The sequence below is a fragment of the Rhodococcus sp. IEGM 1408 genome, from assembly GCF_033142235.1.
In the GTDB taxonomy this organism is placed as follows: domain Bacteria; phylum Actinomycetota; class Actinomycetes; order Mycobacteriales; family Mycobacteriaceae; genus Dietzia.
In genome coordinates, this window is record NZ_JAWLRW010000009.1 from 119,280 (window position 1) to 134,594 (window position 15,315).

At 70.2% G+C, this 15,315-nt stretch carries 13 protein-coding genes and 1 pseudogene; 9 read left to right on the forward strand and 5 right to left on the reverse strand.

Annotated features, from left to right (window positions below; translation table 11 throughout):
• The 3 genes and pseudogenes from R4P08_RS14785 to R4P08_RS14795 all read right to left on the reverse strand — a co-directional run.
• Positions 1-1,452, reverse strand: a pseudogene (locus tag R4P08_RS14785) (hypothetical protein); the annotation flags it as partial.
• Between the two features lie 447 nt (positions 1,453-1,899).
• Positions 1,900-3,069, reverse strand: a complete 1,170-nt coding sequence (locus tag R4P08_RS14790; RefSeq protein WP_317814654.1) for an acetyl-CoA C-acetyltransferase — start codon at positions 3,067-3,069, stop codon at positions 1,900-1,902.
• Positions 3,070-3,127: 58 nt separating this feature from the next.
• Positions 3,128-3,709 carry a TetR/AcrR family transcriptional regulator gene (locus tag R4P08_RS14795; RefSeq protein ID WP_317814655.1) on the reverse strand — a complete coding sequence of 194 codons (582 nt, stop codon included), beginning with the start codon at positions 3,707-3,709 and terminating at the stop codon, positions 3,128-3,130.
• A 92-nt stretch (positions 3,710-3,801) separates the two neighbouring features.
• Here R4P08_RS14795 and R4P08_RS14800 point away from each other — a divergent pair, with 92 nt between their 5' ends.
• Positions 3,802-4,602, forward strand: coding sequence for a hypothetical protein (locus R4P08_RS14800; protein WP_317814656.1), 801 nt, complete (start codon positions 3,802-3,804; stop codon positions 4,600-4,602).
• 30 nt (positions 4,603-4,632) lie between these two features.
• Here the strand turns inward: R4P08_RS14800 and R4P08_RS14805 are convergent, their stop codons facing one another.
• Together R4P08_RS14805 and R4P08_RS14810 are read right to left on the reverse strand one after the other, a co-directional pair.
• Positions 4,633-5,439, reverse strand: coding sequence for an SDR family oxidoreductase (locus tag R4P08_RS14805; protein WP_317814657.1), 807 nt, complete (start codon positions 5,437-5,439; stop codon positions 4,633-4,635).
• The gene (locus tag R4P08_RS14810) at positions 5,436-6,668 is read right to left on the reverse strand and encodes an acyl-CoA dehydrogenase family protein (protein WP_317814658.1); all 1,233 of its coding nucleotides are present in this window, start codon (positions 6,666-6,668) and stop codon (positions 5,436-5,438) included. The genes R4P08_RS14805 and R4P08_RS14810 overlap by 4 nt, the downstream gene beginning before the upstream one ends.
• 78 nt (positions 6,669-6,746) lie before the next feature.
• Here R4P08_RS14810 and R4P08_RS14815 point away from each other — a divergent pair, with 78 nt between their 5' ends.
• The 8 genes from R4P08_RS14815 (at position 6,747) to R4P08_RS14850 (ending at position 15,298) form a co-directional block, all read left to right on the forward strand.
• Positions 6,747-7,601, forward strand: a complete 855-nt coding sequence (locus tag R4P08_RS14815; protein WP_317814659.1) for a mycofactocin-coupled SDR family oxidoreductase — start codon at positions 6,747-6,749, stop codon at positions 7,599-7,601.
• 73 nt (positions 7,602-7,674) lie between these two features.
• The gene (locus tag R4P08_RS14820) at positions 7,675-9,246 is read left to right on the forward strand and encodes a FadD3 family acyl-CoA ligase (protein ID WP_317814660.1); all 1,572 of its coding nucleotides are present in this window, start codon (positions 7,675-7,677) and stop codon (positions 9,244-9,246) included.
• A complete protein-coding gene (locus R4P08_RS14825; RefSeq protein WP_317814661.1) occupies positions 9,243-10,076 on the forward strand; it encodes an SDR family NAD(P)-dependent oxidoreductase in 834 nt (277 codons plus the stop codon). Before R4P08_RS14820 ends, R4P08_RS14825 begins: the two co-directional genes overlap by 4 nt.
• 60 nt (positions 10,077-10,136) lie before the next feature.
• Entirely contained in the window at positions 10,137-11,081 is a 945-nt protein-coding gene (locus tag R4P08_RS14830; RefSeq protein ID WP_317814662.1) for an enoyl-CoA hydratase, read from the forward strand.
• Positions 11,082-11,084: 3 nt separating this feature from the next.
• Positions 11,085-12,254, forward strand: coding sequence for an acyl-CoA dehydrogenase family protein (locus R4P08_RS14835; protein ID WP_317814663.1), 1,170 nt, complete (start codon positions 11,085-11,087; stop codon positions 12,252-12,254).
• A gap of 13 nt (positions 12,255-12,267) precedes the next feature.
• On the forward strand, positions 12,268-13,275 hold the full coding sequence (locus tag R4P08_RS14840; protein WP_317814664.1) for an acyl-CoA dehydrogenase: 1,008 nt from the start codon (positions 12,268-12,270) through the stop codon (positions 13,273-13,275).
• On the forward strand, positions 13,272-14,453 hold the full coding sequence (locus R4P08_RS14845; protein WP_317814665.1) for an acyl-CoA dehydrogenase family protein: 1,182 nt from the start codon (positions 13,272-13,274) through the stop codon (positions 14,451-14,453). The genes R4P08_RS14840 and R4P08_RS14845 overlap by 4 nt, the downstream gene beginning before the upstream one ends.
• A gap of 23 nt (positions 14,454-14,476) precedes the next feature.
• On the forward strand, positions 14,477-15,298 hold the full coding sequence (locus tag R4P08_RS14850; RefSeq protein WP_317814666.1) for an inositol monophosphatase family protein: 822 nt from the start codon (positions 14,477-14,479) through the stop codon (positions 15,296-15,298).
• The last annotated feature ends 17 nt before the right edge of the window (positions 15,299-15,315 follow it).

Genomic DNA, 15,315 nt, shown 5'->3' on the forward strand with positions numbered 1-15,315 from the left:
CACCGTCGTGGGAACCGACTCCGTCACCGTCGTACTCACCGGATCGGGCACCACCGTGGACGTCTCACGCTCAGTCGAAGTCACCGTCGTACTCACCGGATCGGGCACCTCAGTGGTCGTCTCACGCTCAGTCGAAGTCACCGTCGTTGTGTCCGGGTCCGGCACCACGGTGGTCGTCTCACGCTCAGTCGAAGTCACCGTTGTTGTGTCCGGGTCCGGAACCTCAGTGGTCGTCTCACGCTCAGTCGTCGTCACCGTCGTGGGGACCGACTCCGTCACCGTCGTACTCACCGGATCCGGAACCTCGGTCGTCGTCTCACGCTCAGTCGAAGTCACCGTCGTGGGAACCAACTCTGTCGTCGTGGTCGTCGTCAGTGAAGTCGTCGTGGTCGTACTCGTGACCGTCGAGGTGACGGTCGCCGTCGCCGTGGCGGTGTTGAAGACAAAGGCTGCAGTCGAGGTATCGGGCGCGCCCTGGTACGGGTAGTTGACGGTCACGGGAATTTCCACAGACCCCTGCGAACCGGCCGGGCCGGTGTACGTGACTTTGCCGGTCTGGCCGTCAATCGAGACCATGCTCGGATCGACCCCTGCGGGAAGAACGCCGAGAGCGAAAGTCGTTCCCGGAGGGAGAACCCCGCCGGAATGGTTCTCGACGACGACCGAACTCACCGCCGCGGTTCCTGAAACGGCCGGAACGGGCTGGTAGAAGACGGTGTTAGTGAGGTTCTGGTAGGTGCCGCAGGTGACCACCCCGAAGTCCGCGGTCCCGACCCCGCCCATCTGGATCGGGGTTTGTGGCTGATTCATCTGAACGTGAATTCCGGTCGCCGTCAGCTTTCCCGTGGCGTCCGTTGACTGCCTGTTCAGCACCACCTTCAAGGCGTAGTCCGATTCCGATCCCTCGTCGCCGTTGTCCTTCATGTAGACGGTCTCTCCGGACGCGGGGCTATCGGACAGCGGAATTGACGGATGGACGAGTCTCGAATTTTGCAACTGCCCATCGACGCCCGAGAACACCGCCGACGGGCGGCCCCACTGGTCAGTTTGACACGCCTGTGTGAAGCTGCCGCCCGCGGAGTAGTCGAGGTACTTCCCTACCGTGCCGTTAAGGGCGAGGCGGAGATTGTTGAACCTGACAGAAGCAGCACCCTGAACCGGAGACTGCTGAACGGCGGTATAAACGGGCGACGAGCCGATCGGGGTGATCGGCACGGTGATCGTCAGAGGCGTGTTGGTGTGAGGAATCCTGTTCCGAGTCCCCTGACCCCTCACCATTGGATTAGTCACCGAGTTGGCCATGGTGGCATCGACGAACGAGTCGCGTCCGCCCCCCGCCCCGATCGACGTGAAGTCGACGGCGTAGCCCGTCGCGGTGAAGGGATTGGCCCCGGTCTGCGCCGACGCCGGAGCCGGGTTGCTCACCACGCTCAACGCTCCCGCGATGAGCACGGAAACGACTGCTACTCCCAGACCCTTCCCTGACCTGTCTAGGCCCGGTCCGGCGGGCGTCAAGCCGCCCGGGGGAGCACCACGCGAACGCCGCATGGGACCGTCCTTTCTCGAAAAGGATCTCAGCCCAACGCACACGCAGGTCAGGGCCTCGGGCAGGGTCGCCCTGAACTTAGTTAACACTATGTTTAGATTTCCCCGAAATCACAGCGTGATCACCGGCGCCCACCCGGGTATCCGCCCCATTACATCTTCTGAACAGCAGATGTAAGCGTGAGCTCAATCTCTTCGCTTTATAGACCAAGTGACTAATTGATCGCGGCCGGCCTGCCCGTCGACCGAGCCGATGTCGGCCCGGAAATGGCCCGGAGACCTGTCACGCACGGTCGCAAGACAGCAGCCCCGCCCTCTGGCGAGGACGGGGCTGCTGGGAGACGAACCGTCCGACTAGCTGTCCAGGCGCTCGATGATCGTCACGTTGGCGGTACCGCCGCCCTCGCACATGGTCTGCAGGCCGTAGCGGCCGCCGGTGCGCTCGAGTTCGTTCAGCATCGTGGCGAACAGCTTGGCGCCGGTGGCGCCGAGCGGGTGGCCCAGGGCGATGCCGCCGCCGTTGGGGTTGACGCGCGCCGGGTCGGCGCCGGTCTCCTTGATCCACGCCAGCACGACGGGCGCGAAGGCCTCGTTGATCTCCACCACGTCGATGTCGTCGATCGACAGGCCCGTCTTGGCCAGTGCGTGCTTGGTCGCCGGGATGGGCGCGGACAGCATCATCACCGGGTCGTCGCCGCGGACGGTCAGGTGGTGGATGCGGGCGCGGGGCTTGAGCCCGTACTTCTCCACCGCCTCGGCGGACGCGAGGAGCCCGGCGGACGCGCCGTCGCAGATCTGCGAGGCCACCGCGGCGGTCAGGGATCCGCCCTCGGCGAGCACCGGGAGCGAGGCCATCTTCTCCATGGTCGTCGCGCGGGTGGTCTCGTCGGCCTCTAGTCCGGCTAGCGGAATGTACTCGTTCGCGAAGCGCCCCTCGGCGATCGCGGCCCGGGCCCGGGCGTGCGACTGGAAGGCCCACTCCTCCATCTCCAGGCGCGAGATGCCCCACTTGTCGGCCATCATCTGCGCGCCGTTGAACTGGGAGATCTCCTGGGAGCCGAAACGCTCGACCCAGCCCGTGGAGCCGGTGAACGGGTCGTCGAACCCGTACTCCCTACCGGCGAGCATGGCCGAGGAGATGGGCAGGGCGCTCATGTTCTGCACGCCGCCGAACAGCACCACATCCTGGGTGCCCGACATGATGGCCTGGGCGCCGAAGTGGATGGCCTGCTGGCTGGAGCCGCACTGGCGGTCGACGGTGGTCCCGGGCACGCCGAGCGGCATCCCGGCGGCGAGCCACGCCGACCGGGCGATGTTGCCGGCCTGGGGGCCGATGGCGTCGACGCAGCCGAAGATCACGTCGTCGACCACCTCGGGGTCGATCCCCGTCCGCTCCACGACGGCGCGGATGACGTGGGCGCCGAGGTCGGCCGGGTGCTGGCCCGACAGGCTTCCGCCGCGCTTGCCGACGGGCGTCCGGATGGCGTCGATAACGTAGGCCTCGCGGCCGGTCACGCTGGTCATTGGTCTCCTCGTGATGGGGTTGAACGCCGTGTGGTCAAACGGTGTGGGGTCGAGATCATCAGTCGACGGCCAGGCCGTCGAGCACGATGGTCAGGTATTGGTCCGCCACCACTGAGTGGTCGGTCGCGTCCTCGGGCCGGTACCAGCGCACGGCCACCCAGACGGTGTCGCGCAGGAAGCGGTAGGTCAGCCGGATGTCCAGGTCGGAGCGGAAGGCGCCGGACTCCATCCCCCGGCTCAGCACGTCGGTCCACATGTCGCGGAACTCGGTGTTGCGCTCACGCAGGTATTCGAACCGCGGGTTCCCGCGGAGGTGCTTGAGTTCGTCCTGGTAGATCGCGACCTCGTCGCGGTGCCCGTGGATGGCCTCGAACGAGGCCCGGACCAGCCCCTCGAGGGTCTGACGGGGCGAGAGCCCGGCCTCGACGATCCGGCGATAGTCCCCGAAGAGCGAGTCGAGAAAACCCCGGAGGATCTCGTCGACGATCGCTTCTTTGGAAGAGAAGTGGTGATACAAACTCCCGGAGAGGATCCCGGCCGCGTCCGCGATGTCCCGCACTGTGGTGGCACGGAGGCCGCGCTCGGCAAAGAGCCCGGCGGCGATAGCCAGGAGCTCTTCACGTCTGGTCGTGCTGGTCATGTCCAGATACTACCAACCAAGCACTTGCTAGGTCGGGCGACTCGGCCTCACCGTCACGCGCTGACGGGACCAGCCCTGCCTAGACTGCCGGAATGCGGATCCCCCCCTCAGCCTCCTCCCGCCGCCCCGGCCGCCGGATCCTCGCGGCCTCCGCCGCCCTCGGCCTCGCCCTGAGCGTGACCGCGTGCACGATCGGAGAGGTGGACGACGACGAGTCGACCACCGCTCAGTCCGCCGCTCCGGCCGGGACCGCGCCGGAGCAGGCGCAAGAGCCGGCGCCGGAGGGGCCCGACACCCCGGACGCCCCGGTGGATCAGCTGGTCCTCAACGACCAGGACGCCCCCGAGCTCGGCCTGGTCGCCGTGTCCACGGAAGAACTCAGCGGCGGCATCAGCTCCCTGGAGGGCCTCACCGCGGGGATGCGCGTGGATCCCGCGGCCTGTGCGGACTTCAACCAGGACGCGTTCCTCTCCCAGGCCGAGCCGGGAGTCATGGCCATCCAGGCCGGTCAGGTGGCCGACACCCAGGTCGCCGTCGCGGCGACCACCCTGACCAGCGGCATCCCCGACCGGGACCGGTTGCTGGGTGAGTGCCCGACCATGTCCGTGACGATCCCGATCCAGGGAACCGAGGTGAAGTCCGAGACCGTCAACACGCTCCTGCCGATGGACGCCCCGGAGGGCGTCGAGGGCTTCACCGCCGTGACGCAGGACAACTCGATGGACATGATGGGTCAGGAGATCCTGACCGGCACTGTCATGATCACCGGCGTGGTCCGCGGCATCGGGGTCTCTGTCACCGCCACCAGCGGGAACGGCCCGGTGACCGACGAGGCTCGGGGTATCGCCATGGAGACGTTCGTCAAGCAGGCCGAGAAGGTCCGCACCGCCTGAGGGGCCCGCGGGTCAGGACCCCGGAGTGCCTCAGGCCCGCTGCGACGAGATGGAGACGACCTCACCGGTGAGATAGGTGGTGTAGTCGCTGGCCAGCATCGCGATGGTGGCGGCGACCTCCCAGACGTCGGCGGCCCGCCCGAACGCCTCCTTGGCGGCCAGCTCGTCGAGGAGCTCGGCCGAGGCCGACTTCTCGAGGAACGCGTGGCGCGCGATCGAGGGGGCGATCGCGTTGATGCGCACGCCGTAATCCGCGCCCTCGATGGCCGAGCAGCGGGTCAGCGCCATGACGCCGGCCTTGGCGGCCGCGTAGTGCGCCTGCGCCCGCTGGGCGCGCCAGCCCAGGACCGAGGCGTTGTTGACGATCACTCCGTTGTGCGGCACGTCGCGGAAGTAGCGCAGCGCGGCACGCGTCGCGCGGAAGGTCCCGTTGAGGGTGATGTCCAGGACGCGGTCCCAGTCCTCGTCGGTCATGTCGACGAGCTCGGCCTCGCCGCCGAAGCCGGCGTTGTTGACCAGCACGTCGATCCGGCCGAGCGTCCGTGCGGCGCCGGTGATCAGCGCGTCGACGTCCGAGGTCGACTGCACGTTGCAGGCGATGGCCTCGAACTGCTGGTCGGGGAACTCGGCGGCGAGCTTGTCGCGTGCCTCGTTCATGCGTCGCTCGTGGAAGTCGGACACCAGGACGTCAGCGCCCTCGAGCGCGGCGCGGCGGGCGGCGGAGAAGCCGATCCCGGTGCCGGCGGCCGCGGTGACCACGACCTTCTTGCCCTTGAGCAGTCCGTGCCCCGGGGTCTCCTCGGGCACTGCTGCGAGGGGGGACTTGTGCTGGGTCATGACGGCCTGGCCTCTCGGGGTAGTCCGAGCACGCGCTCGGAGATGATGTTGCGCTGGATCTCATTGGATCCGCCGTAGATGGTGTCGGAGCGGGTGAACAGGAACAGCCGCTGCCATTCCGCGAGTTCGAGGTGCTCGGGGTCGTGGATGTCGTTGGCCGCGCCCTCGGAGTCGTGGGTGGGCCCGGTCAGCGACTCGGCCCCCTGGACTTCCATCGCGAGCTCACCGAGGTCGCGGTGCCAGTTGGCCCAGAGCAGCTTGGCGGCGGAGGCGTTGCCGCCGGTCGCATCGCGCTCGGCGAGCGTGCGCAGCGCGTGGGCGCGGATGACCTTGAGCCCGACCCACGCACGGGTGATCCGTTCGCGCACCGCGGGGACCCCCGCCCGGCCGTTCGCGTGCGCCATGGCCACGATCTGGTCGAGCTCGCGGGCGAATCCGACCTGCTGGCCGAGGGTGGACACCCCGCGCTCGAACTCGAGCAGGGTCATGGCCACCTTCCAGCCCTCGCCCCGCTCCCCCACGATCATCCCGGCGTCGGTGACGGCGTCGTCGAAGAAGACCTCGTTGAACTCCGACGTGCCGGTGAGCTGCTGGATGGGCCGGATCTCCACGCCGGGCTGGTCCAGCGGCACCAGCAGGAAGCTCAGGCCCTTGTGGCGGCTGGTCCCCTCCTCGGTGCGGGCCACCACGAACACCCACTGGCTCAGGTGCGCCAGCGACGTCCACACCTTCTGCCCGTCGAGGTGCCACCTGCCGTCCTCGCCCAGCCTGGCGGTGGTGGAGACGTTGGCCAGGTCGGACCCGGCACCCGGCTCGGAGTACCCCTGCGCCCACAGTTCGGTGACGTCGAGGATCCGGGGCAGGAAGCGGTCTTTCTGCTCCTGCGTACCGTGCGCGATGAGGGTCGGCCCGAGGAGCGTCTCCCCCAGGTGGGAGACACGCGCGGGCGCGCCCGCCTTGGCGTACTCCTCGTGGAACCGGACCTGCTGGCTCAGCGAGGCGCCCCGGCCGCCGTACTCGACCGGCCACCCCACGCAGGCCCAGCCGGCGGCAGCCATGTGACGGTCCCAGGCCAGCCGCTGCGGGAAGAACTGGTGCTCGCTCCCGGGCCCGCCGGTGCCCTTGATGTCCGCGAACTCGCCCGTGAGGTTCGCGTCCAGCCATGCACGGAACTCCGACGCGAACTCGTCGTCGGTCATCTCCGACGCCGGCCTGGTGTTCTGGGTCATGCCCACACACTACCAAGCACTTGCTTGGTTCGCCGGATCCGCCCGCCCCGACGGGTCGCGTCGGGTGTGATGGACGGCATGAGCACATCCTCTACGCCCCTGGCCGGCAAGGTCGCGCTGGTCACCGGGGCCGCCCGGGCACAGGGTCGGGCCCACGCCGTCCGCCTCGCCTCGGAAGGCGCCGACGTCGTGGTCACCGACATCTGCGCGCCGGTATCCGAGTCCGTCACCTACCCGGCACCCACCCCGGACGACCTCGCCGAGACCGTCCGCCTGGTCGAGGAGACCGGACGCAGGGCCCTCTCGGCCGTCCTCGACATCCGGGAACTCGGCCCGCTCCGGGAGCTGGTCGACCGCACCATCGCCACCTTCGGCCGACTGGACATCCTCGTCGCCAACGCCGGCATCCTCAGCTGGGGCCGGCTCTGGGAGCTGCCGGAGGACGACTGGGACATGGTCATCGGCGTCAACCTCAGCGGCACCTGGCGGACCATCCGCGCGGCCGTGCCGGCGATGATCGAGGCGGGCAACGGCGGGTCGGTCATCATCGTCAGCTCGTCGGCCGGACTCAAGGCCACGCCGGGCAACGGGCACTACTCGGCCTCGAAGGCCGGGTTGGTGGCGCTGACCAACGCGCTCGCCCTCGAGGCCGGCGAGTACGGGATCCGCGTCAACTCGATCCATCCCTACTCGGTCGACACGCCGATGATCGACCCCGACGGGATGGCCGAGCTCTTCGGCCGGTTCCCCTCGTTCCTGCACAGCTTCTCGCCGATGCCCCTGAAGGACACCCGCAGGGACGGCGCCAGCACGCTGGCGGACTTCATGCCCCCCGAGGAGGTCGCCGACGTGGTGGCCTACCTGGCAGGCGACGGCTCCCGGTCGATCTCGGGCGTCCAGATCCCGTTCGACCGGGGCGCGCTGAAGTACTGAGGTGCTGGGGCTCCGAGGTGCCGAGCCACTGAGCCCGCGACGAACCAAGCACCTGCTTGGTAGGGTGCAGCGCATGAGCTCCGCCGTCGAGTCCACCCCCGCCGCCCTGCGACGGGCCGCCGAGTCGTGGCCGGACCGCGAGGCGATCGCGGACGTCCAGCCCGGCCAGGACACCCGCTGGACGTGGGCGGAGCTGCTCGACGAGGTCCGCCGGTTCGCGGCCGGGCTCGTCGCGCGCGGCGTGGAGAAGGGTGACCGGGTTGTCATCTGGGCCCCCAACACCCGCCACTGGATCGTCGCGGCGCTGGGCGTGCAGTTCGCGGGCGGCACGGTCGTCCCCGCCAACACCCGCTACACCGGTAGCGAGACGCTCGAACTCATCCAGCGGACGCACGCGGTCGCCGCGGTCGTGGCGGGCGCCTTCCTCGGTTCCGAGCGGATCGCCGACCTGACCGCCGCGGCCGGCGGTTCGCTCTCAGGCGCCACGGACCTCGAGACCCTCGTGCGGATCCCCCTCGACGGCGGCGACACCGCGACCGCCGACCTCGCCGTCGTCGAGTTCTCCGACCTCCAGTCGCAGGCCACCGACTCCTCGCTCGCCGAGGCCGACGCGCGCGCGGACGCGGTGACCGGCGACGACGTGGCCGACATCCTGTTCACCTCCGGCACGACCGGCAAGAGCAAGGGCGTGGTGGCCCTGCACCGGCAGACCATCGCCGGCGCGCGGGCCTGGGGCTCCAACGGTGGGCTCACCGAGTCCGACCGCTACCTCATCGTCAACCCGTTCTTCCACAGCTTCGGCTACAAGGCCGGGTTCCTGGTCTGCGCCCTGTTCGGCGCGACGATCATCCCCCTGGCGGTGTACTCGCCCACCGAGTCCATGCGGCTGATCCAACAGGAGCGCGCCTCGGTCCTGCCGGGCGCGCCCACGATCTTCCAGACCATCCTGGACGCCCCCGACCGCGCGGCGTTCGACCTGTCGTCGCTGCGCCTGGCGGTGACGGGCGCGTCGGTGGTGCCGGTGGTCCTGGTCGAGCGCATGCAGTCCGACCTGGGCCTGGAGACCGTGCTCACCGCCTACGGCCAGACCGAGACGATGGGCTTCATCACCACCACCCGAGCGGACGACGACGACATCACCGTCGCCACCACCTGCGGCCGCGCCTACCCCGGCATGGAGATCCGGATCGGCGAGCAGGGCGAGGTCCTCACCCGTGGCGAGATGGTCATGCAGGGCTACCTCGACGATCCCGAGAACACGGCCGAGGCGATCGACCCCGACGGCTGGCTGCACACCGGGGACGTGGGCGAGATCGACTCGCGCGGCAACCTGCGCATCACCGACCGGCTCAAGGACATGTACATCACCGGCGGGTTCAACGTGTACCCCGCCGAGATCGAGCAGGCCCTCGCCCGCATCGACGGCGTGGTCGAGTCCGCGGTGATCGGGGTCCCGGACGAGCGGATGGGCGAGGTGGGCAAGGCGCTCATCGTGCGCCGCGAGGGCTCGGGCCTCACCGAGCAGGACGTCCTGGACTTCGCCGCCGAGCACCTGGCCAACTTCAAGCGCCCCCGCTCGGTGGAGTTCGTCGAGTCCTTCCCCCGCAACGCCTCGGGCAAGATCCTCAAGACCGAACTCCGGTGAGTGCGGCGGGTGCGGTGCTGGTCACCGGGGCCTCCGGCGGGATCGGCGGCGCGGTGGCCCGGCGCCTGGCCGCCGAGTTCCCCGACGCCCCCCTGGTCCTGGGCTACCGCTCGACCGAACCGGTCGCGCTGGCGCGCGAACTGTCCGGCGGCGGCCGCGCCGATACGGACGAGCGCCCCGCGATGACCGGGCGAACCGTCGAGTGCGTCCGACTGTCGCCGGGCCACGATGGGGCCGGCATCGATGGAGCCGGCCACGAGGCCGACGACGACGAGGTGGCGGCCACGATCAACGGGATCGGTTCCCGGTTCGGCGGGATCGCCGTCCTCGCGCACTGCGCCGGACCGCACGTGCCCATGGTGCACCTGTCCCGGACCAGCCCTGCCGTGCTGCGAGCCCAGCTGGACGCGGACGTCGCCGGGTTCTTCGCGATCGCGCACCCCGCGCTGCCGCACCTGCGCGCGGCGAGCGGCAACGTCGTCGTCGTCACCACTGCCGCCACCACCCGCTACCCGGTCCGCGACGGCCTGTCCACCGCCCCCAAGGGCGCGGTCGAGCAGCTGGTCCGCGGGCTGGCCGCCGAGGAGGGCCGCTTCGGCGTGCGGGTGAACTGTGTGGGCCCGGGCATGCTCACCGACGGCATGGCCGAGCGGCTCATCTCCGCCGGCGACCTCGATGAGCGGGCCCTGGAGATCACCCGGGCCAACATCCCGTTGCGGCGCTTCGGCTCGGCCGTGGACATCGCCGAGGCCGTGGCGTTCCTCGCCTCCGACCGCGCAGGCTTCATCTCCGGGCAGAAGCTCGACGTGGATGGTGGCTACGGGGTGTGATCCCGGCGGGTCCGGTACAGTACCAACCAAGCACTTGCTAGGTAAGGAGAACCCCAGCTCATGACCGACGCACCCATCCCCCCGGTCCTCGAGATCGATGATCTCGGACCGGACACGCAGCCGGTCGCCTACGAGGTCTCCGGCGGCACCGCGTACGTCACGCTCAACCGGCCCGACTTCCGCAACGCGCAGAACTCGGTCATGACGTACTCGCTGGACAACGCCTTCATCAAGGCCGTCGAGGACGACTCCGTCAGGGTGATCGTCCTGCGCGCCAACGGCAAGCACTTCTCGGCGGGCCACGACATCGGCACCACCGAGCGCGACCACCACGTCGAGTACACGAACCGCGCCTCGATCTGGTGGGACCACACCACCCGGGGCGGCGGCGACCGCCGGCTGGCGCGGGAGACCGAGGTCTACGTGCAGATGTGCCGGCGCTGGCGCGAGATCCCCAAGCCGATGATCGCCCAGGTCCACGGCGCCTGCATCGCCGGCGGGCTCATGCTGGCGTGGGTCTGCGACTTCATCGTGGCCTCCGACGACGCCTTCTTCTCCGACCCGGTGGTCAAGATGGGCATCCCGGGCGTCGAGTACTTCGCCCACGCCTTTGTCCTGGGCCCCCGCCGCGCCAAGGAGATCCTCTACACCGGTCGCAGGTTCGGCGCCGCCGAGGCGCTGGACTGGGGGATGCTCAACCACGTCGTGCCGCGCGCGGAGCTGCAGGCCAAGGTCGACGAGATCGCCGGGGAGATCGCGGCCATGCCCGCCTTCGGGCTCACGCTCACCAAGAAGGTCATCAACTCCAACGAGGACCAGATGGGTCTGCAGACCTCGCTGGACACCGCGTTCGGTTGGCACATGTTCGCCCACTCCGCCAACGCCGAGCCGGATGACACCGACTCGTTCTCCGCCTCCCTCGGCGGCATGGACGCGCGCTCGATGCGCGACAGCGCCAACAAGGGGTCGACCGGCACGGGCTCGACCGGGAAGACCGAGGGCTGAGCAGTGGATCTGCACCTGGACGCCGCGACCGAGGAGTTCCGCCTCGAGGTCCGGCAGTGGCTGGCCGACAACGTGCCCGCCGAACCGCTGCCCCACATGGACACCCGCGAGGGCTTCGAGGCACACCGCGAGTGGGAACGGACGATGGCCGACGCCCGCATGTCGGTCGTCTCCTGGCCGGAGGAGTTCGGCGGCCGCGACTGCGGCCTGGTCAACTGGGTGGTCTTCGAGGAGGAGTACTTCCGCGCCGGCGCGCCCCTGCGGGTGAGCCAGAACGGCATCTTCCTGCTCGCCCCGACGCTCTTCGACCACGCCAGCCCCGAGCAGCTCGCGCACATCATGCCGCGGATGGCGCGCGCCGACGACATCTGGGCGCAGGCCTGGTCCGAGCCAGAGGCCGGGTCCGACCTGGCGTCGCTCCGCTCCACAGCGACGAGGGTCGACGGCGGCTGGGTCCTGAGCGGGCAGAAGGTGTGGTCGACCCGCGCCTCCTTTGCCGACAAGGGCTTCGGACTGTTCCGCACCGACCCGAGCGAGCCCCGCCACAAGGGACTCACCTACTTCATGTTCGACCTGCGGTCCGCGGGCGTGACCGTCCGGCCGATCGACCAGCTCGACGGCCTGCCCGGCTTCGCCGAACTGTTCCTCGAGGACGTCTTCGTCCCCGACGACCCCGCGAACCCGGCGGAGTCGGGTGTGATCGGCGAGGTCAACCAGGGCTGGAAGGTGGCCATGTCCACCGCCAACAACGAGCGCGGGCTCTCGCTGCGCTCGCCGGGTCGCTTCCTCGCCACCACGGACCGGCTCCTGGAGCTGTGGGACGGCCACAGCGCGGACCTCGACGACCGCACGCGCGGCGCGGTGGCCGACCGCGTCGTCGACGCCTGGATCGGCTCCCGTGCCTACGAGCTCAGCACCTGGAACACGGTCACCAAGCTCACGGGCGGCGCCAACCTGGGTTTCGAGTCCTCGATCAACAAGGTCTTCTGGTCGAACTGGGACATCGCCACCCACGAGACCGCCCTGGACGTCCTCGGGTCCGCAGGCGAACTCGCCGGCGAGCAGTGGATGGACGGGTACCTGTTCGCCCTCGCCGGGCCGATCTACGCCGGCACCAACGAGGTCCAGAAGAACATCATCGCCGAGCGGCTCCTCGGCCTTCCACGCGGCTGACGGGGACAGACACATGAGATTCGCACTCGAACCCGAGGTCACCGACTTCGCCGCCAGCATCGATTCGCTGCTGGTCAAGTCCGACATGCCCTCGGTCATCCGCTCCTGGGCCGCCGGCGACACCGCCCCCGGCACCGCGGTGTGGAGCCGCATCGCCGAGACCGGCGCCGCCGCGCTGCTGGTCGCCGAAGACGCCGGCGGGGCCGGCGCGACCGCGGTCGAGGCCGTGGTCGCGCTCGAGGTCCTGGGCCGCCACGCCGTCCCCGGCCCGGTCGTGGAGTCGATCATGGTCGCCCCGCTCATCGCGGCCGCGCTGGACGACGCCTCCGCCGCGGGCGGGACGGCCGGCGAGATCGCCGCCGGAACGCCGGCGTCGGTCGCCGTCCCCGGGGTCTCCCCCTTCGCTCCCGACGCGCACGTCGCCGGGTACCTGTGGGTCGTCGACGACGACGAGGTATTCACCGGCCAGCCCGGCGAGGCCCGCCGCTCGGTGGATCGCGCCCGCACCGTCACCACTCCGGTCCGCGGCGAGAAGGTCGCCACCGTGAGCACGACCGACATCGTCAACCACGGCGCGCTCGGCACCGCGGCCCAGCTCATGGGCCTCGGGCAGGCGATGCTCGACATGAGCGTCGACTACGCCAGGCAACGCAAGCAGTACGGCAGGTTCATCGGCGAGTACCAGGCGCTCAAGCACCAGCTGGCCGAGGTCGCGGTGGCGCTCGAGATGGCGCGCCCGCTGTTGTGGGCCGGGGCCCTGGCGATCGCCGAGAACCCGGACGACCCCCGGGCCGCCGTGCGGGACGTCTCCGCAGCCCGGGTGGCCGTGGCCGACGCCGCGTACCTGTCCGCGCGCACCGCGCTGCAGATCCACGGGGCGATCGGCTACACGCTCGAGCACGACCTGGGCCTCCTGCTGACCAAGACGCGAGCGCTGCAGACCGCGTGGGGCACCCAGACCTTCCACCGCGGACGGGTCCTCGACTCGTTGCGGAGCGACCTGCCGGGCGCCGGCCGATGACCGCTCAGACCGCCTCCCCCGCCTCGTCGCCAGCCTCGTCGCCAGCCTTTTCGCCCGGCGTCGACACCGACGAGCAGTCGGCGCTGCGGCAGTCCGTGGCGGCGCTGCTGGAGAAGAAGTCGGACTCCGCCGCCGTGCGGGCGGCCATCGCATCCGAGCACGGATTCGACGCCACGTTGTGGCGGACGTTGGTCGAGCAGATCGGCGCGGCCGCGCTCTCGGTCCCCGAGCAGTACGACGGCGCCGGCGCCACCTGGGTGGAGACACACCTGGTGTGCGAGGAACTGGGCCGCCGCCTCACGCCCTCCCCCCTGCTCGGGTCGGCCGTGCTGGCCGCGCAGGCCGTACTGGCCACCGGCGACGACGACGCGTGCGCCCGGCTCCTGCCCGGCATCGCCGCCGGCGAGCAGGCCGCCCTGTGCTGGGCCTCGAGATCGGGTTGGGCCACGCCGGGGGTCCGCGCGGGCGGGACGGACGGCACCACCCTCACCGGCACCGCCCACCACGTGCTGGGCGCCGACACCGCCTCCACACTTCTCGTCGTGGCCGTCACCGGTGACACCGTGCCGTTCGAGACCGTGGGCCTGTTCGAGGTCCCCGCGAACGCTGACGGGGTCACCGTCACCCGCGTGCCGGTCATGGATCCCACCCGCACGATGGCCCGCGTCGAGTTCGACGGCGTGGCCGCCACCGCCATCAGAACCCGGTCGAGCTTCCTGTCCCGGTTGCGCGCGGCCGCATGGTCGGCGATCTCCGCCGAGCAGGTGGGCGCCGCCCGCGCCGTGCTCGACGCGACCGTGCAGTACACCCAGGAGCGCAGGCAGTTCGGCCGGGCAATCGGCTCGTTCCAGGCGCTCAAGCACCGGATGGCCGACATGTACGTCAAGACCGAGACCGCCCGGTCCCTGTCCTACTCCGCCGCCGCGCTGGTGGCCGAGGCGCAGGACGGCTCCGACGAGGCCGCCCACGCCGCCGAGATCGAAGCCGCCGCGGCCAAGGTGTACTGCTCCGAGGCACTGCAGTGGATCACCGGCGAGGCCATCCAGCTCCACGGCGGGGTCGGGATCACGTGGGAATACGACGTGCAGCTGTACTTCAAGCGCGCCCACGGCACCGCCCAGCTGCTCGGTCAGCCACACGAGCTCCTCGCGGCGCTCGAGGTGGCGGCGGGCCTGTAGCCGAGACCTCTAGAATCACCTGCATGAGCCCCTTCCCCGCGCACGGACGGACCAACGACCAACGGTCGGCCGAGGACCTCGCCGCACAGGCGGGTCGGATGCTCACCAATCTGCGGGTCTCGCGGATCGCCCCCGAGGAGCTGGGCCCGCTCGCGGAGGCGGAGGCCCGGGCAGTGATCGTCGACCGGTTGGCCGTGGCCCGGCCCGGAGATGTGGTGTACGGCGAGTGGTGCCCGGACGCCACCGACCGGCTCGAGGCGGACCGCGTGTGGTTCGTCGACCCGCTCGACGGGGTGAGTTCGTACGTCACCGAGGGCCGCCCCGACTGGGCTGTCCACGTGGCCCTGTGGGAGAAGAACTCCGAGGGGGTCAGCGGCATCACCGCGTGCGCCATCGCCATGCCGGCCTACGGCCGGGTCCTCACCGGACGGGGCGCCACCACCTACCAGCCGCTGTCGATCATCCGCGGCCCGCGCCCCGGCCCTCTGGTCCCCCCGCGGGACGACGACCGCCTGCGCATCGCCGTCTCGGAATCGGATCCCCCGGAGTTCGCGGAGGAGCTGGCGGAGAAGCTCGACGCCTCGCTGGTCCACCTCGGGTCGGGCGGAGGCAAGACCGCCACCGTGGTCGAGGACGAGTGCGATGCCTACATCCACACCAGCGGCCACCACCAGTGGGATTCGGCCGCAACGTACGGCGTCGTGCGCCAACGCGGGCTGCACGCCAGCCGCCTCGACGGCAGCGAGCTGGTCTACAACGTCGAGGAGACCGAGTTCCCCGATCTGCTCGTGTGCAAGCAGGACGTGGCCGAGAAGATCATCGAGGCGGTCCGGCAGTACGTCTAGACCGGACCGCTGGGTCC